This is a genomic window from Flavobacterium sediminis, from assembly GCF_003148385.1.
In the GTDB taxonomy this organism is placed as follows: Bacteria; Bacteroidota; Bacteroidia; order Flavobacteriales; family Flavobacteriaceae; genus Flavobacterium; species Flavobacterium sediminis.
The window spans coordinates 227,147-244,320 of record NZ_CP029463.1 but is presented as its reverse complement, the minus strand read 5'-3'; the positions used below and the strand labels follow the sequence as shown (position 1 = coordinate 244,320).

Sequence of the window (17,174 nt, the reverse complement as noted above, 5' to 3'; positions counted from 1 at the left end):
TTTTTGCGTTCCAAACCCAATACAATGAAACAATTTACAATTATCAGCTTATTCCTTTTCATGGCTTCAACGGCACAGGAACATTATAATCTGATCGTCGGAACGTATACCAATGCTTGCTTTAGTGAAGGAATTTATGTCTATGATTTTAATTTACAGACTTTGGAATACCAATTGAAATCACATACTGATAAGGTCATGAATCCAAGTTATTTTGCTCTTGATTCGGAGAAGGAGCATTTGTATTCTGTTAACGAAAACGGAAATGAAAGTACACTTAGTGCTTTTCGTTACGATCCTCAGACAGGGCTACTTAATTTGATGAACAAAGTAGATAGTAAAGGAGCTGATCCTTGCTATATCATTAATGATGATAAAAATGTGATCTCAGCTAATTATACAGGCGGAACGATTAGTGTGTTTCCTAAAAAGCCTGACGGAAGTTTAGCGGATGCCGTTCAGGTAATAGAGCACAAAGGTTCCGGACCCAATGAAAAACGTCAGGAAGCTTCCCATTTGCACATGGTCTATTTTAGTCCCGATCATCAATATGTATTTGCCAATGATTTGGGGAGCGATAAGATTTATATTTATCATTACCATGCAAATGGTGGCACTCAGACGTTGCTTTTAAAGGATGAAATAAATTTAAAAAAAGGAAGTGGCCCAAGACATTTGGTTTTTAGCCCTAAAGGTAATTTTGTATATGTATTACAGGAATTAGACGGAACTTTGTCAGTTTTAGAATGGAAAAAAAACCAGTTACATCTGATTCAGGAAACTACTGTTGCTCCTAATTTGTTTAATGGAATAAATGGCGCAGCCGATATTCACATGAGTCAGGATGGAAAATTTCTGTATGTAACCAATCGTGGCGATGCTAATACCATTTCGGTATTTAAAGTTTCTGGTAATGGAACATTGAACATGATCCAGCAGATCAGCACACAAGGAAGCGCACCGCGCAATTTTACTTTGAGTCCTGATGATGCGTACGTTTTGGTAGCCAATCAAAATACAAATAATATAGTGATTTACAGTCGGAATACTAAAAACGGAACATTGACCGATACCGGAAAGAGAATAGATTTGTGCCAACCGGTTTGTTTGGTATTTGACAAAGTAGAATAAAAAAACGTCGCTTAATGCGACGTTTTTTTTTATATTATTTTCCTTTTTTGCGTTTGGCAGCTCTTTTAGCTTCAACGGCACGGTTTCTCGGAGCTGTTTTTCTCGGTGTTCTTTTTCCGGGACCTCCCAGATTCACTTTTTTATTTTTATCTTTCTTTTCGTGAAAAGCATCGCCTTTTTCTTCTCTTTTAATTGGTTTTCCAATGGTTTTGAATTTGCGACGATCTTTTTCAAAATCTAATTTCTTTTCAGAGATTTCAATGTAATCCGGTAGATCCATTGCCTTAAGCTCTTTTTCCATTAAAAGTTCCGCTTCAATCAGAATTTCTTCTTCTTGCGGACTTACCATACTGATAGCCGTTCCTTCTTTATCAGCACGACCAGTTCTACCGATTCGGTGAATGTATTGTTCCGGAACTTCTGAGAATTGTAAATTGATAACGTGAGTAATATCAGAAATATCTAATCCACGAGCCATAATGTCTGTAGTGATTAAGCCTCGTAATTCGCCCCGCTGAAAAGAAGCCATAGTATTTAACCGATAGTTTTGTGATTTATTAGAATGGATCACACCAAATTGTCCGGCAAAGTCTTCGTCCAATAGATCAAAAGTAGTGTCGACCAATTTTTTATTGTTCACAAAAACAAGGATACGTTCCATATTGTCATTGCGGACCAGTAAATCTTTCAATAAATTTACTTTTGTCAGAAAGTTGGGAACATGGTAAACAAATTGCTCTATCTTTTCTAAAGGAGTTCCGCTAGGTGCTAAAGAAACTTCTTCCGGAAAATCAAAATATTCATCCAGTATTTCATCGACTTCTTCAGTCATAGTGGCCGAGAATAAGATATTTTGCTTTTTATCTTTCATCATCGTCAGGATTGAAGTGATCTGGAAGCGAAATCCTAAATTCAAAATCTCGTCAAACTCATCAATCACCAATTTTTGTAAAGCATCAAAACGAAGCACGCCGTCTAAGGCTAAATCCATTGTACGTCCGGGAGTACCTACTAAAATGTCGACTCCTTCAGCAACTGCTTTTCTTTGTGTATTGATGTTAACCCCACCAAAGACCCCTGCAACTCGAACCGACATAAATTGAACCAGTTTTTCTAACTCTTCCTGAACCTGAACCACTAGTTCGCGAGTGGGTACTAGAATTACCACACGCGGGCTATCAGTCGTTTGAAATTTCCACTGTTTTAAAATAGGGATCAGATAGGCAAAGGTCTTTCCGGTTCCGGTTTGAGCAATTCCCATCATATCTCGTCCTGATAAGATAACAGGGAGAGCCTTTTCCTGAATAGGAGTAGGAGTAGTTAAGCCAAGAGTGTCTATGGCTTTTTGTAAGGATTTAGGTAAATCGAAATCTTGAAACGTCTTCATCTACGGCATAGTTTCTGCAAAAGTAGTGTTTTTTAGTGACTATGACCCTAAAGTAAGAAATAACGAAACTTCTTGACAGAGAAAATTATATAGTCATAGAAAACAATTGACGCTGCGGTGCCTTGCGTTTTAAGCGCAGATCAAAGGCCATACAAATATTACGAACAAAAGGCTTTCCTTTTTCAGTAACTTCCAGAGATTGCCCTTTAAGTTGCAGAAGTCCGTCGTGTTGCATTTCTTCCAAAGAGGCTAAAACATCCTCTAATTCGTTAAACTGCATAGATGGGTCAGCCCAGGAAGTTTCAAAATGACACATAATATTTAAAATGTGCTGGCGAATAATTAAATCTTCCGTATTTAAAATGTGACCTCTGTAAACCGGAATCTCATTTTTATCTAAACGAGCATAATAATCTTCTAAAACTTTTTCATTTTGAGCAAAGGCTGTCCAGCTATCACTGATAGAAGAAACTCCCAGACCGATCATCAGTTTGGTATTGGTTGTGGTGTACCCCATAAAGTTTCGATGCAGTTTTCTATCGGCAAAAGCTTTAAACATGGAGTCACTTTTTAAAGCGAAGTGATCCATACCAATCTCTGCAAAGCCGTGTTTACTCAATTGAAGTTTACCTTCTTCATATAAGGCTCTTTTCTCATCATCTTTCGGTAAATCTTCATCATTAAAGCCTCTTTGACCATTTCCTTTGATCCACGGTACATGGGCATAGCTGTAAAAAGCCAAGCGATCAGGATGTAGTGAATTGGTTTTGTCTATAGTGTCCAGAACATCATCCAGAGTTTGAAAAGGTAGTCCAAAGACCAAATCATGACTGATAGAAGTATAGCCGATTTCTTTAGCCCAAAAGGTTACTTTGGCAACATTGTGAAAAGGTTGAATGCGATGGATAGCTTGCTGCACTTTTTCAGAATAATCCTGAACACCAAAACTTACACGTCTGAATCCCAGATCAAATAAGGTTTGCAAGTGCTCTTTACTGGTATTGTTGGGATGTCCTTCAAAACTGAACTCATGTTCATCAGCTACTACACTTTCTTTTAAAATACCTTCAATGAGTTGTTTCAGATTTTCAGGTGAAAAGAAAGTAGGTGTTCCGCCACCCAGATGGATCTCTTTGATCTTAGGTTTAGCGGAAAAAAGGTCACAATACAATTCCCATTCTTTTAAGACCGCTTCTATGTAAGGATGTTCCACTTCATGACGTTTGGTAATGCGTTTGTGACAGCCACAAAAAGTACACAAACTTTCACAAAAAGGTAGGTGAATGTATAAACTGATCCCATCTTTATCATTAGTTTGTTTAAAAGTATCTACACAGGCATGAATCCATTTGTCATAAGAAAATGAATTTTCTTCCCAATAAGGGACAGTCGGATAGCTGGTGTATCTCGGTCCTGGTACATTATATTTTTGCACTAATGAAGGTTGCATGGCTAAGTTTATTGCTAATTAAAGACAAAATTACTCTAGATTATCAAAAAAAAAAATGATAATTGTCATATAGGCAGCTATGTAACAAAGATTACATATTTGGTGCGTTTATTGAAGTAAATTTGTTATGCAAAAATAAACGAGATTAAACACATTTTAAGTATATGAATTCAAAATTTAACGAAATAATAGGTCAAAAGCAATTAGTTCTGGTAGATTTTTATGCAGATTGGTGCGGACCGTGTAAGATGATGTCTCCGATTTTGCAAGAAGTAAAATCGGTAATAAAAGACGAGGTAAAAATCATTAAAGTAAATGTAGATCAGCATCAGGATCTGGCATCAGAGTTTATGGTACGTGGTGTTCCTACACTCATGTTGTTCCGGGACGGGAAAATGTTATGGAGACAATCCGGTGTACTGGCAACTCATGATTTAGTGGGGATTATACGACAACATTTGAATTAATTTATTAACTTTATAAAAAAATCAACCATGAAACTAAAAATGTTAGGTCTTTTGATGTCGCTTTTTGTAGCAGCATCTTGTGTTAACCAAAAACAAAGCGGTGTAGAAGTTGTCAAGCCTGATGGTTTTGAAACTAAGATGGCTGAAGCAGATGTACAGTTATTAGATGTCAGAACACCTGAAGAGTATGCCTCCGGACATTTACCAAATGCTAAGAACTATAATGTTTTAGCTGATGATTTTGAATCTAAAGTAGCTGCTTTAGATAAAGAAAAACCGGTAATGGTATATTGTAAAATGGGAGGGAGAAGTTCTAAGGCTGCCGCTAAATTAAAAGAATTAGGGTTTAAACATATCACCGATTTAGAAGGAGGGATTATGAGTTGGGAATCGGCTGAAAAAACCATTGTGAAGTAACCACAAAAACTAAATAGTATGAAAAAAAATATTGGGAACACTGATCGGTTAGTAAGACTGGTTGTTGGAGTAGTAGGTTTACTTTTAGGGCTTTCCGGTATTGTTGAAGGAACAGTAAAATGGATAGCCATTGTAGTTGGGGTTTTAATGCTTCTTACGGCGTTGGTTCGTTTTTGTCCGGCTTATCCTTTGTTAGGGATTAATACCCGCCGTAAAACAAAAGAAGAAAAATAAATTAGATTGTTTTTTGTATTCTAACAAGCCTCTATGAAAGTAGAGGCTTTTTTACGGTATTATTTTTTGCTAAATTATTATAGTTTTTTTATTCTAAAAAGATTAAGATTTCTTACTTATAAGCGAAAAACTATTAGAAATCTAAAACAAAATAGCTTAAAAAGTGATTTTGCTTGAAAATTACTCGATAAGCAACTATAGTTAGGAAGAGAAGTTTCATTTTAAACATAGAAAGGATGTGAATTTTCTTTATTTTTAGATAAATAAAAAACATCAAAAATGAATATATATGATATTGGTCTGGATAAAAATCCGGCCAACTTTACCCAACTCACTCCGCTAACTTTTATTGAGAGATCTGCTACTATTTTCCCTGAAAAAACTTCCGTTATTTACGGTACCAAAAAATACAGTTGGAAAGAAACCTATGATAGATGTCGGAAATTGGCTTCTGCCTTGACTAAAATAGGAATCAATAAGAATGATACGGTTTCAATCATTGCTGCTAACACACCGGCAATGTACGAAGCTCATTTTGGTGTACCGATGTCGGGAGCGGTTTTAAATACACTTAATGTACGCTTATCAGCAGATACCTTAGCTTTTATGTTACAACATTCAGACGCTAAAGTTTTGTTAGTTGATAAAGAATTTTCAGAAGTGATAGCTAAAGCTTTAAATCAAATTGAACATTCTATTTATGTCATAGACATTGATGATGTTCATGTGAATACAGGATTTCCTGTCGGAAAAATAGAATATGAAGCTTTTTTGGAAACCGGAGATAATGATTTTAATTGGATCAAGCCGGAAAATGAATGGGATGCCATAGCTCTTAATTATACGTCAGGGACAACTGGGAACCCTAAAGGAGTTGTTTACCATCACCGGGGAGCTGCTTTAAATGCGATCAATGATCTATTGGTATGGAAAATGTCTAATGCAGCAGTTTATTTATGGACACTACCGATGTTTCATTGTAATGGCTGGTGTTTTCCCTGGGCTTTAGCTGCTGCTTCAGCTACCAGTGTTTGTTTGCGTAAAGTGATTGCAAAAGACATTTATAAAGCAATTGCTGATGAAAAAGTGGATCATTTCTGCGGGGCTCCTATTGTATTACAAACGATGATTAATGCGCATCCTGATGATAAAAAAGTTTTGGAACACAAAGTAAAAGCAATGGTTGCCGGTGCAGCACCACCGGCTTCAGTGATCGAAAATATTGAAAAAGAAGGTTTCGAAATCACACATGTTTACGGACTAACAGAAACCTATGGACCTTCTGTAATATGTGAGTGGAAAGAAGAATGGGACGATCTGCCGTTAGAAGAACGTGCTGAATTGAAATCAAGACAAGGAGTTCGGTATTTACTTTTAGACGAACTGGATGTACTAAATCCGCAAACGATGGAACCGGTACCGGCAGACGGTGTTACCATAGGTGAGATTATGATGAAAGGAAACAATGTAATGAAAGGTTATTTAAAGAATCCATCGGCTACGGAAGAAGCATTTAAGAAAGGATGGTTCCATACCGGAGATCTGGCTGTTAAGTATCCTGATGGTTATGTACAGATTAAAGATCGCTCTAAAGATATTGTGATCTCGGGAGGTGAAAATATTTCTACGATAGAAGTAGAAGGTGTAATTTACAGAATACCGGAAGTAGAAGAGGTGGCTTGTGTTGCAAAACCGGATGAAAAATGGGGAGAAGTAGTTTGTGCTTTTATCAAATTAAAAGAAGGAGAAAACATAACGAACGAACAGATCGTGGAACATTGCCGTAAAGAATTAGCCGGTTTTAAAGTTCCTAAATATTTCTATTTTATGGATTTGCCAAAAACATCTACCGGAAAAGTTCAAAAATTTGAATTAAGAGCAATAGCCAAAACTTTATAGTTTTGGCTATTGCGCATTTTAATGTTTTGCTAACCATTCATTGATGGTCTGTATGGTTTCGGGAGTTACCGTATGAGCATAATTAAACTCCACATAAGTGTTGGGTATGCCTAATTTGTCTACGATGGATTTACTTTGTCTGCCGTATTCGATTGGTAAAGTAGTATCCTTTGTGCCATGAATGATCAAAGCATTTAATTTTTTAAGTTTTTCTTTAGAAGCAATGATCGGTTTGATCTCAGTTAAGATTCGACCGCTTAAAGCAATAATTCCTTTTAATTTTTGAGGTTGTGTCAATCCAACACTAAAAGACATAATAGCACCTTGGCTAAAACCGCCCAAGTAAATAGCGTTGCTGTTAAACGAGTGTTTTTCTTTCAATTGGTTAATGAATTGGATAAGTACTGTTCGGCTTTTTTCGGCTTCTTCGGCATTAATTATAGGTCTTCCTGAGCTGAAATCAACAGCAAACCAGCGATAATGATTTTCAGAAATAGTAAACGGAGCGCGAGCTGAAATGACTAAAAACTCATCAGGAAATTGATCAGCTCGGGAAAATAAATCTTTTTCATTGCTTCCCACACCATGTAAGAGAAGTAATAATGGCGGATTTTCAGTTTGAATTTTAGGTTCTCTGACCAAATAATGCAAAAGCATTGTATCGCCTTTAGCATAATTATATTGTGATGTTGAACTCATGATAATAGTTTTAAAATTATTTAATAAACCTGAAAACACCTCATGCTCAGACTGGCATATTGGTATCCTTCATAGATATATTTAACAGCTTCATTCTTTTCTGTCATAGCCAGAACATAAAGCATAGGCAAATAATGGTCGTTTGTAGGTATGGAAAGTGCAGCAATGCTCCCTAATTTTTTGTAATCGACCAACGTATTAAAATCGTATTGGTTGATCTTTTGTTTTACCAATTCGTCAAATTCTACCGCCCAATCGGTTGGTTTGGCATCAATATTAAACCAATTTACTTTATTTAAGTTATGGACAATATTACCGCTACCTATAACCATAACACCTCTTTCTCGGATTCGTTTCAGGGCTTGTGCCAGTTGAAAGTGATAAGCTGAAGGTTGGGTATAATCTAAGCTCAATTGGAATACCGGAATATCGGCTTTAGGAAAAATATATTTCAGAACTGTCCAGGCACCGTGATCCAATCCCATAGAATGATCTTCAATAATCTGAAATTGAGACGCCATTTCGCTGACTTCTCTGGCTAGTATCGGATGTCCTTTAGGCTCGTATTTTATTTGGCTCAGGCGTTCGTCAAAACCACCGAAATCATAGATAGTTCGAGGTGTTGGGTTAACAGAAACATAAGTTCCGCGGGTTTCCCAGTGGGCAGAGATCATCATGATGGCATTGGGGCGTTCTATTTGGGTTCCCAATTGTTGTAGTGTTCGTGTAAATGTATTATCAAATACAGCATTCATAGGATGTCCATGTCCTAAAAATAACATCGGCATTTTCTTTGATTTTGGAAAAGTAGCACTTATCTTTTCAAATTCGGTCAGGTTAAAGCCTGTTGCCATTACAGGACTTATTGCCATGAGTTTTAAAAATTCCTTTCGATCCATGATTCTCTCAATTTACAAAGCAAATTTCAGATTTTCAGGATTGTATTTCGTTCACATAGGTTAAGAAAGGAAATTATTTTTTGTGCATGTTCTGGCGAATGCGACTCAATGATTGCGGTTTAATCCCAAAAAGGAAGCGATAAGGTATTGCGGAACCCGTTGTAGAAAATCAGGATTGGTACCGATTAAATCTTTATAACGCTGTTCAGCATCATCGGTAAAAGTTTTCGCAATTCGCTGTTGGGAATGGATATAGGCATTTTGAATAAGAATGCGGAAGAAACGCTCAAATTGCGGTAATTTTTGCATAGCCAATTCAAAGTTTTCCTGAGAAATAGCTAAAGCTGTAGTGTCTTCTAATGCTTCAATACTAATAATAGAAGGCTGGTGGCTGAAAAAACTGTACAGATCTGAAATCCAGTGATTTTCAAAGGCAAACTGAACGGCGTGTTTTTCACCTTTTTCATCAGTTAAATAGGAGATAAGAAGACCTTTTTCAATATAATAAATAGTAGAACAGAAGTGATCTACTTCTAAAACAGTCTCTTTTTTGGAAAAATAGACCGGTTTCAGAAAATCAAGAAAAAGTGCAAAATCTTCATCCGTTAAGGATGAATTGATTTTGCGTTCTATATCTTGTCGTAGTTTCGGATGCATATTTTATTCAGAGCAATTTGCTTTTTTCAGAGGCATGGTTGAGGTAAAATGGATTTGGGATTTGTCTTTAAAAGCTGTTCCCTCATCATTTAATTCGCCATAGCCTTCAATTAATTGATTGTCTCTTATAATAAATGCAATTTCGCGTGCGCCCATGCCGCCTTCGGAATGGTAATCGTAGATCCCGATTAAAGTATCACCATGAAGTGTTCCTTCGAATGTACCTGAATTATAGTCTTTTTCAGCTAACAAGTAGCTTAATTCTCCGGAAACGCTTTTGCCTACAGCGTCAATTTTTAGTGTGATATTCTCGTCATTTACTTCATAGATATAACATCCGGCTGCTAAAAGCGGTTTTTCTTCTTCCGTTTGAACAACTTGTTCAGGAGCTGTCGGAGTTTCATGTTCCGTTGCCGGTTTTTCTTCTGTTTTTTTACAACTTACCCCAAACAACCCGATAGCTGCTAAAAAAAGGACTTTTTTCATAATGTATATTTTTAAGACTTAGTAAAACTTAGAATTGTTTTTCCGTTTGATTTTAAATTCAAAGTAGCATCTGAAATAGAATATTCGTCTACTTGCTGTAATAAAGTTAAGAAAGTAGTTTCATTTTCTGCACTTTTCAGACACATTTTGCGAGTAGTAATGATATTTTTAAAAGATAATTTTTCATTTTCATACAGCATAGCTCCGTTCATTCTGTTGCAACCGGTACTGCCGTAAAAGTAATTCTCATCGTTTTTAATTTCCAGTTGCGGGAAGTTATCAAAGTCAGCTTCCGTAAGTATTTGATCGTTCATCTTTTGAAGTTTCCAGGTACCTAAAAGTTTGTAATCTATGATATAACGACCACAACCGTTTAAAGATTGTTTCGGTTCTCCGTTTTTCTGATATTCAATTGTTACTGAGTTCGGATACTCTTTTCCGGACATTTGGTTGACACAGTTTTCATCTGTTAGTGTCACTTTAAAAGAGAGCATTTTATCTTTAAAGGAATAAATAGAAGTATTTTTAGATACTTTAGGTGCTGTGTACGGAATTGCAATAGTATCGCTGAGCGACAGAAATAAGATGTTCTTTGTAGAAAAGCGTATGCTCCAGAAAGGCTCTGTCCCGTTTCCTGAAAAATAATCAGTCATAAATTCCATATTTTCCGGTGTTGTCTGGGCTTTACTAAGGTTTTCTTGAGCAGAAAGATTTGTGTCTTTAGAACTTTTGCAGGAAAGAAAAAGTATAAAAAAGAATAGAACACTTATTTTTTTCATTGTATGTGAATTTATGTTTTAAAGATAATTAAAAGCATTGGTTCGGGCAAAAGCTGAAGATTAAAAAAAATCCCGCCTTTTCGACGGGATTTTTAATTTGAATATATTTTGATGAGATCTAAATCCCCAAATAATTACTTGGTGTAATTTGTTTCAGTTCCTTTTTGATAGCATCAGAAACATTTAAAGTTTCTATAAAAGCCTGAATGGATTCCTTATTGATCGCACTATTGGTTCTCGTTAAATCTTTCAAAGCTTCGTAAGGGTTCGGATAGCCTTCGCGTCTTAAAATGGTTTGAATGGCTTCTGCTACAACAGCCCAGTTTCTTTCTAAATCTTCGGCTAATTTGTTTTCGTTCAACAATAATTTACTCAAGCCTTTTAAGGTCGCTTCGAAAGCAATGATCGTGTGTCCGAACGGAACGCCTACATTTCGTAAAACAGTACTATCCGTTAAATCGCGTTGTAAACGGGAAACCGGTAGCTTAGCTGATAAGTGTTCAAAAATAGCATTTGCAATTCCCAAATTTCCTTCACTGTTTTCAAAGTCAATTGGGTTTACTTTATGCGGCATCGCACTTGAACCTACTTCTCCGGCTTTTATTTTTTGCTTGAAATAATCCATAGAAACATAAGTCCAGATATCACGATCCAGATCAATGATGATTGTATTGATGCGTTTAAGAGCATCAAAGAAAGCAGCAAAATGATCGTAGTGCTCAATTTGCGTTGTTGGGAATGAATGGTGTAAACCTAAACTTTCTTCCACAAACTTAGTTCCGAATTCTTTCCAGTCGATAGTCGGATATGCAATTTTATGGGCATTGTAGTTTCCGGTAGCACCTCCGAATTTGGCAGCAAACGGAACGTTGAACAACAAACGCATTTGCTCTTCAATTCGCTCTACAAAAACTAATATCTCCTTCCCTAATCGGGTAGGGGAAGCAGGTTGTCCGTGAGTACGGGCTAGCATAGGAACGCCTTGCCATTCCACACATAGTTCTTTTAACTTTTGAAGAACCGAAATAAGCGTTGGCATATATACATTTTCAAAAGCTTCTTTTGTAGAAAGCGGAATAGCTGTATTGTTGATATCCTGGGAAGTCAATCCGAAATGGATAAACTCTTTATAAGCTTCTAATCCTAATTGGTCAAATTTATTTTTGATAAAATACTCAACCGCTTTAACATCATGGTTGGTAGTTTTTTCTGTGTTTTTGATCCATAAGGCATCTTCAGTACTGAAATCTTGGTACATTTTACGCAACTCAACAAAAAGTTTTTTGTCAAAATCGGCTAGTTGCGGTAAAGGAATTTCACAAAGTGAAATAAAATATTCAACTTCAACTAAAACGCGGTATTTTATTAAAGCCTCTTCGGAAAAATAAGGTGCTAAACCTTGTGTTTTACTCCTGTAACGGCCATCTACCGGTGAAATAGCATTCAGTTCTGTTAGTTGTTGCATGGTTGTGTTGTTTAATTTTTTAAAAGAAATGCAAATTTAATAATTAGTGGTAACTAATTCATAATTAGTTATTAGTTTTTTTGTTTTTTGAGACGGAGTCAAAACTCTTTTTATTTCAATTCATAAATTAACCAAGTAACAGGTTCCGAAGCTTTTCCATACCTTCGGTTGCTGAAAGTGCAAACGTTTCAAGTGGATTGGCTAAGTCGAAAATAGTTGCCGGTTTGGGGTCAATATAAAAGACAGGAATATGGGGCTGAGTATAGTGAACTAATCCGGCTGCGGGATACACTTGCATAGATGTGCCGATAACCACTAAAATATCAGCTTGTTCTACAAGAGGAAGTGCTCGGTCTATTTCGGGTACGGCTTCACCGAACCATACAATGGCCGGACGTAGTTGCTCATCTTTTGCATTCAGATCCCCTAACCGTATGTCTTCTGTCCAGTGGATTTTTTCATTTTCTGAATGTTCTCCCCGAACTTTGGTTAATTCGCCGTGTAGATGGATAATTTTAGAACTTCCGGCTCTTTCGTGAAGATCGTCTACATTTTGGGTTATAATATGAACTTCAAAATTCTGTTCTAATTCAGCCAGAATATGATGCCCTCTGTTTGGGACAACTTCTTTTAACTGTGCTCTTCTTTTATTGTAAAAGTTTAGAACCAATTCCGGATTTTTATACCAGCCTTCAGGAGAAGCGACTTCCATAATGTCATGATTCTCCCATAAGCCATTTGAATCTCTAAAGGTACTGATACCGCTTTCGGCACTCATTCCGGCACCGGTTAAAACGACAATTTTTTTCACTTGCTAATATTTAGACAGATTATATATGTCGGTTGTTATATAGTTATACTTTTCCTAATGTATATAGTTGTTCTAAAGTAGGGCTTATACTTCCGCCTTCTGGTTCTAAAGTAATACCGAAGGCTTCGGCATCATCTACTTTTTCTACTTTGAAAATTTTAGAATTACTAATTGCAAAGCCTTTTAATAACCCTATACTTTTTGGTGTTAAGGGATCTAATTTTAATCCCCAAACCTGATATACCTTGCCTTTCGGAGGATCTGGCAAACCGGCAGCATCTATAAAAACATCTTTGGTTTCTTTATTATAGTACGCTTTTGCAAAGGCATAGGGAGCTACTTCCTGACCATTTAAGGTAATTTGTATATTGTTTTGATCTCTTAAAACAGTTAATATATTTTGAGCTTCTTGTTTTTTTAATTCTAAATCAACAATAGACTCCTGCATTTTACTTTTTTCCACAGACAATTGATCGATAGTTGATTTTGTTTGATTCAATTTGTAAAATTGAAATCCGAAACCTAAAACGAATATGGCAGCGGCTGCCCATCCGGTATAGCTAATCCATGATTTTTTCTGACTAATGGGCACAACTTTATGCTTGTCTAATAATCGAGTTCTTATTTTTTCATAATTTGTGGCTGATAGGTGCGGGGCAACACTTTGAGAAAGATTAATAACTGCATTTTCAATGGCTAAAATTTCATCCTGAACTTCAGGGTATTGTTTTGCCATTTCTGCAATTGTTTCATTTTCTTTCTCAGAAAGTTTTCCGAATACATATAATTCTAATGTACCCGAATCTATTAATTCTCTACTATTCATTGATCATCATTCTTAATTCATTCATGCAATTTCTATTTTGAGTCTTTACCGTTCCTAAGGGGATCTCTAATTCTTCAGAAGCTTCTTGTTGAGTATATGCTCTGAAAAATAACAATTCTATTAACTGTATACATTTAGGTTTTAATTTTTGAATAAACTTTTTTACTCCTATAGCATCTATTTTGTTAATTGTCTTAGAGTTGTCTTCAAGCATATATACGAAGTTATCGACAGAGGAGTTTCTTAAGTTGTTGTTAAAGTTTTTGGATCGCAATTTGTCAATGGTAGTATTTCGGGTAATATTTAACATCCAAGTATACAATCGTCCTTTCGAGTTATTATACGTATCAATGTTGTTCCAGATCTTTACAAAGACTTCTTGAAGAATATCCTCAGCTTCTTCCCGGTTCCTGATCAAGTTGAAGATTACGCCGTAAAGATTCTTAGAATAATTATCATATAACAAAGTAAAAGAATGGTTGTCTTTTTTAGACAAAGCTGCAACTAAAAGTTTTTCTTCCATAGTTTTTATATTAATGCTAAAGTAAGAATTTTTTTTTTTTTCATTTTTTTAAAACCAAGATTCAATATTTCCCGTAAATGGTAATATAACAATATTAAAAACTATTTAAGATGAAAAAAACAAAATTACCTTTAGGGCTATTATTCTTGGGAATGATAGGTTTAATTTTAGTAGCAGCCGATCATATTGACGCACCTGCAGTACAGGGAGGGACGTCTGATATCACGGATTTTTATTCTTTTCAGGGGGCAAATACAAATAATTTAGTGTTTGTAGCTAATGTTCAGGGATTATTATCACCTACTGCTACTTCAAGTGCCTCATTTGATGAAAATGTTATGGTAGAGTTCAATATTGATAACAATGGTGACAATATTGAAGATTTAGTTATTCAGGCATTACCCAGAAACGGGAAAATGTATTTTTTCGGACCGGTGGCATCAGGAACTTCGGGAACATCAAGTAATGTAAAAACAGCAGCAGCCTTAGGGAATGTGGAAATTACAGAATATGGTGAAGTAGCAAAAATAGGAACAGCCGCAGGAGCCAGTTTTTTTGCTGGTCCTAGAGATGATCCGTTCTTTTTTGATTTCGGACAATATTCAGAGATCATAGCAGGTAATGCTTCAAGTTTTAATAATCCGGGTAGTGATACGTTTGCCGGAACAAATGTAATGTCAATTGTAATTGAAGTCCCTAAGGCAATGTTAGGAGGTTCAGGAACACTGAATACATGGGTAGAAACCAAAAGAAAATAATTAAAAATTTTAAAGTAAAAATTATGAAAGCAATCCAATATAAAACGTTGTTAGTAACTTTAATGATAGCCTTATTAAGTACAAGTTGTAGTGATGATGATTCGAATGATATGATGAATAATAATGCCCGGATTTTTCTGGGACTTATGTTCAACAGGACCAAATGGGGCGTCCGGCTATAAATACGGTTTTTGTGAGTTCAGAGAATAAAGATAATTTTAATACAACAGTACCATCTATGATGGAAGCTAGTTTTCAATCTGCTTTTCAAACGAAATTAATGGCTTTGAATCCCGGATATACAACAAATGCATTAGGACTGGATGCTGCGACTTTTACAACAGTCTTGGCAACCGATGTTTTAAATGTATCTACGACAGGGACAACTACCTTTTTTGACGGAACGAATGTTCTTACAGGAAGAGCCTTAACGGATGATGTTATTGATGTAGAGTTGTTGCTGATATTCGGGGGACCTGACGGAACAGCCAACGGAGGATTAACTTCAGATAATGTAAATGCTAACGATAAACCGTTTTTGACTTCATTTCCCTATCTGGCTTCTCCTTGGTAGAACATAGATTTACTGCTTAACCTGTGAAATAAGGAGCATCTTAAAGATGCTCTTTGTTTCCAAATTATTAAGGAACCAATCAAAAACAAGAATGATGTTATGAGAAAAAATAAACTACAACTAATTATGATGCTATTAGTTTATACTCTCTTTTTGAGCTGTAATTCAAAATCAGGTAATGAAAAAGAAATCGTTGTCTATAAGTCTGACTATCAAAAGTATATTCAGATTAAAGAAAATGAGGAAATAGAGAATATAAATAAGGAGCTTCATTTTTGGCAAGAAAAGTATAATCTAGCACCTAACCAGTATCCTTATCTGATAGAATTGTCAGGTTTATACTCGCAGTTATTTGAGATGACAGGAAATATCCGGAATCTTTATCAGGCTGAAGAGTTGCTTTTAGATTGCAATGCAAGAGTGAACGGAGATCATTCAGGGATTCACCGCTCCATTGCAAAAAATTACATTTCACAACATCGTTTCAGGGAAGCGTTAACACATCTGGAGAAAGCTTATGCAGTAGGAGAAAATAAAAAAGCAACTCAGAAAATGCTTTTTGATGTTAATATGGAACTTGGCAATTATGAAGCGGCTGAAAAAATATTGGATGAAAATAAGAACTTTAATGATTTTGATTATTTAATACGTTTGGCCAAATGGAACGACTATGTCGGAGATCTTGATAATGCAATACGACTGATGGAAAAGGCTATGAAAATTGCAGAGAAATCAGGAAATCAAGGACTAAAAGTCTGGATTTATTCTAATATTGCCGATTTTTATGGACATAACGGAAGAATCCGAGATGCTTACCAATACTATTTAAAAACCTTGAAAGCAGACAATAATAATATTTATGCTTTAAAAGGTATAGCTTGGATCGCATATTCGCATGAACACGATATCGAAAAAGCATCAGAGATTATCAATTATATTGAAACACAGCATACAGTTCCGGATTTATATCTTTTAAAAGCAGATATGAGTGAATTTTCGGATAATTTTACTAAAAAAAAGTTAGCCTTGAATGAATATTTTTATACTTTAGATAAAAATTATTATGGAGATATGTACAACAAATATAATGTCTTGTTATATGCAGAAACTCCGGGTAAAGAGCTTAAAGCGTTAAAGATCGCAAAACGTGAAATTGATAACCGACCTACACCGGAATCCTATGATTTATTGGCTTGGACTTACTATAACATGGGAGAATTTAAAAAAGCTTATGAAATAGCTACTGAATATACAATTAACAAAACACATGAGCCGTTAGTCTTGTATCATAACGAGTTGATCCTGAAAGCAAATAATAAATTAACCAGTGAGAATTCTAATATTAGTGACTTGGTAACAAGTATATTTGAATTAGGTCCGAATATTGAAAAAAAACTTAAAACCCTTTAGTAAATACTTCAATGAAAAGAGCATTTTTATTTCTGATTTCGTTGCTTTCGGTCTTCAGTTTCGGACAAAATTTCAAAGGAATTGTGGTGGATGTTTTTAGTTTATCGGTAGCAGATGTATATGTTTATAATTTGAGTTCAGAAGAGCATTCACATACGAATGAATTGGGAAAATTCAGCTTAATGAAAGCAAATGTCGGGATACTTTAAAATTTAGCAAATTAGGCTTTAAGAGTGTTTCTTTTAGCATAAGATCATTAGAAGAAAATATTACTGTTACAATTGAAGAAGATGTATTTAACT

21 protein-coding genes are annotated in these 17,174 nt (G+C 35.5%); 10 read left to right on the top strand and 11 right to left on the bottom strand.

The window, feature by feature from the left end; genetic code table 11:
• Nucleotides 1-24: 24 nt before the first annotated feature.
• Complete coding sequence (locus DI487_RS01120) at nucleotides 25-1,131, top strand: lactonase family protein (RefSeq protein WP_109568017.1); 1,107 nt, start codon at nucleotides 25-27, stop codon at nucleotides 1,129-1,131.
• Between the two features lie 34 nt (nucleotides 1,132-1,165).
• Here the strand turns inward: DI487_RS01120 and DI487_RS01115 are convergent, their stop codons facing one another.
• Both DI487_RS01115 and hemN read right to left on the bottom strand, forming a co-directional pair.
• Nucleotides 1,166-2,518, bottom strand: coding sequence for a DEAD/DEAH box helicase (locus DI487_RS01115; protein WP_109568016.1), 1,353 nt, complete (start codon nucleotides 2,516-2,518; stop codon nucleotides 1,166-1,168).
• 85 nt (nucleotides 2,519-2,603) lie between these two features.
• A complete protein-coding gene (gene hemN / locus DI487_RS01110; protein WP_109568015.1) occupies nucleotides 2,604-3,968 on the bottom strand; it encodes an oxygen-independent coproporphyrinogen III oxidase in 1,365 nt (454 codons plus the stop codon).
• A 164-nt stretch (nucleotides 3,969-4,132) separates the two neighbouring features.
• Between hemN and trxA the strand changes: the two genes are divergently transcribed.
• From trxA to DI487_RS01090, 4 genes are all read left to right on the top strand, one after another.
• Nucleotides 4,133-4,435 carry a thioredoxin gene (gene trxA, locus DI487_RS01105; RefSeq protein ID WP_109568014.1) on the top strand — a complete coding sequence of 101 codons (303 nt, stop codon included), beginning with the start codon at nucleotides 4,133-4,135 and terminating at the stop codon, nucleotides 4,433-4,435.
• A gap of 27 nt (nucleotides 4,436-4,462) precedes the next feature.
• Entirely contained in the window at nucleotides 4,463-4,852 is a 390-nt protein-coding gene (locus DI487_RS01100; protein ID WP_146193349.1) for a rhodanese-like domain-containing protein, read from the top strand.
• Nucleotides 4,853-4,870: 18 nt separating this feature from the next.
• Complete coding sequence (locus tag DI487_RS01095; protein WP_109568013.1) at nucleotides 4,871-5,086, top strand: YgaP family membrane protein; 216 nt, start codon at nucleotides 4,871-4,873, stop codon at nucleotides 5,084-5,086.
• 279 nt (nucleotides 5,087-5,365) lie between these two features.
• Nucleotides 5,366-6,985 (top strand): acyl-CoA synthetase, encoded by a 1,620-nt coding sequence (locus DI487_RS01090; protein WP_109568012.1) that lies wholly within the window; start codon nucleotides 5,366-5,368, stop codon nucleotides 6,983-6,985.
• An 18-nt stretch (nucleotides 6,986-7,003) separates the two neighbouring features.
• On the opposite strand, the gene DI487_RS01085 is transcribed toward DI487_RS01090, so the two are convergent.
• From DI487_RS01085 to DI487_RS01045, 9 genes are all read right to left on the bottom strand, one after another.
• A complete protein-coding gene (locus DI487_RS01085; RefSeq protein ID WP_109568011.1) occupies nucleotides 7,004-7,684 on the bottom strand; it encodes an alpha/beta hydrolase in 681 nt (226 codons plus the stop codon).
• Between the two features lie 20 nt (nucleotides 7,685-7,704).
• Nucleotides 7,705-8,583 (bottom strand): 4,5-DOPA-extradiol-dioxygenase, encoded by an 879-nt coding sequence (ygiD, locus tag DI487_RS01080; protein ID WP_218925779.1) that lies wholly within the window; start codon nucleotides 8,581-8,583, stop codon nucleotides 7,705-7,707.
• Nucleotides 8,584-8,688: 105 nt separating this feature from the next.
• Nucleotides 8,689-9,240 (bottom strand): Crp/Fnr family transcriptional regulator, encoded by a 552-nt coding sequence (locus DI487_RS01075; RefSeq protein WP_109568010.1) that lies wholly within the window; start codon nucleotides 9,238-9,240, stop codon nucleotides 8,689-8,691.
• A gap of 3 nt (nucleotides 9,241-9,243) precedes the next feature.
• Complete coding sequence (locus tag DI487_RS01070) at nucleotides 9,244-9,726, bottom strand: hypothetical protein (RefSeq protein ID WP_109568009.1); 483 nt, start codon at nucleotides 9,724-9,726, stop codon at nucleotides 9,244-9,246.
• An 11-nt stretch (nucleotides 9,727-9,737) separates the two neighbouring features.
• Complete coding sequence (locus DI487_RS01065; protein WP_109568008.1) at nucleotides 9,738-10,505, bottom strand: META domain-containing protein; 768 nt, start codon at nucleotides 10,503-10,505, stop codon at nucleotides 9,738-9,740.
• 118 nt (nucleotides 10,506-10,623) lie between these two features.
• Nucleotides 10,624-11,970: an adenylosuccinate lyase gene (purB, locus tag DI487_RS01060; protein WP_109568007.1), complete on the bottom strand. Its 1,347-nt coding sequence runs from the start codon at nucleotides 11,968-11,970 to the stop codon at nucleotides 10,624-10,626.
• Between the two features lie 127 nt (nucleotides 11,971-12,097).
• The gene (locus DI487_RS01055; RefSeq protein ID WP_245896482.1) at nucleotides 12,098-12,781 is read right to left on the bottom strand and encodes an SIR2 family NAD-dependent protein deacylase; all 684 of its coding nucleotides are present in this window, start codon (nucleotides 12,779-12,781) and stop codon (nucleotides 12,098-12,100) included.
• Between the two features lie 43 nt (nucleotides 12,782-12,824).
• Nucleotides 12,825-13,607 carry an anti-sigma factor gene (locus DI487_RS01050; RefSeq protein ID WP_109568006.1) on the bottom strand — a complete coding sequence of 261 codons (783 nt, stop codon included), beginning with the start codon at nucleotides 13,605-13,607 and terminating at the stop codon, nucleotides 12,825-12,827.
• A complete protein-coding gene (locus DI487_RS01045; protein ID WP_109568005.1) occupies nucleotides 13,600-14,130 on the bottom strand; it encodes an RNA polymerase sigma factor in 531 nt (176 codons plus the stop codon). Before DI487_RS01045 ends, DI487_RS01050 begins: the two co-directional genes overlap by 8 nt.
• A gap of 110 nt (nucleotides 14,131-14,240) precedes the next feature.
• On the opposite strand from DI487_RS01045, the gene DI487_RS16440 reads away from it, so the two are divergent.
• The 5 genes from DI487_RS16440 (at nucleotide 14,241) to DI487_RS16210 (ending at nucleotide 17,081) form a co-directional block, all read left to right on the top strand.
• Nucleotides 14,241-14,888: a DUF4331 family protein gene (locus tag DI487_RS16440; RefSeq protein WP_109568004.1), complete on the top strand. Its 648-nt coding sequence runs from the start codon at nucleotides 14,241-14,243 to the stop codon at nucleotides 14,886-14,888.
• 23 nt (nucleotides 14,889-14,911) lie between these two features.
• Nucleotides 14,912-15,070, top strand: a complete 159-nt coding sequence (locus DI487_RS16500) for a hypothetical protein (RefSeq protein WP_317046247.1) — start codon at nucleotides 14,912-14,914, stop codon at nucleotides 15,068-15,070.
• Between the two features lie 11 nt (nucleotides 15,071-15,081).
• Nucleotides 15,082-15,462, top strand: a complete 381-nt coding sequence (locus DI487_RS16435) for a DUF4331 family protein (protein ID WP_317046246.1) — start codon at nucleotides 15,082-15,084, stop codon at nucleotides 15,460-15,462.
• Nucleotides 15,463-15,561: 99 nt separating this feature from the next.
• Nucleotides 15,562-16,872 (top strand): tetratricopeptide repeat protein, encoded by a 1,311-nt coding sequence (locus DI487_RS01030; RefSeq protein WP_109568002.1) that lies wholly within the window; start codon nucleotides 15,562-15,564, stop codon nucleotides 16,870-16,872.
• Nucleotides 16,873-16,883: 11 nt separating this feature from the next.
• A complete protein-coding gene (locus DI487_RS16210) occupies nucleotides 16,884-17,081 on the top strand; it encodes a hypothetical protein (RefSeq protein ID WP_245896477.1) in 198 nt (65 codons plus the stop codon).
• Nucleotides 17,082-17,174 lie beyond the last annotated feature (93 nt).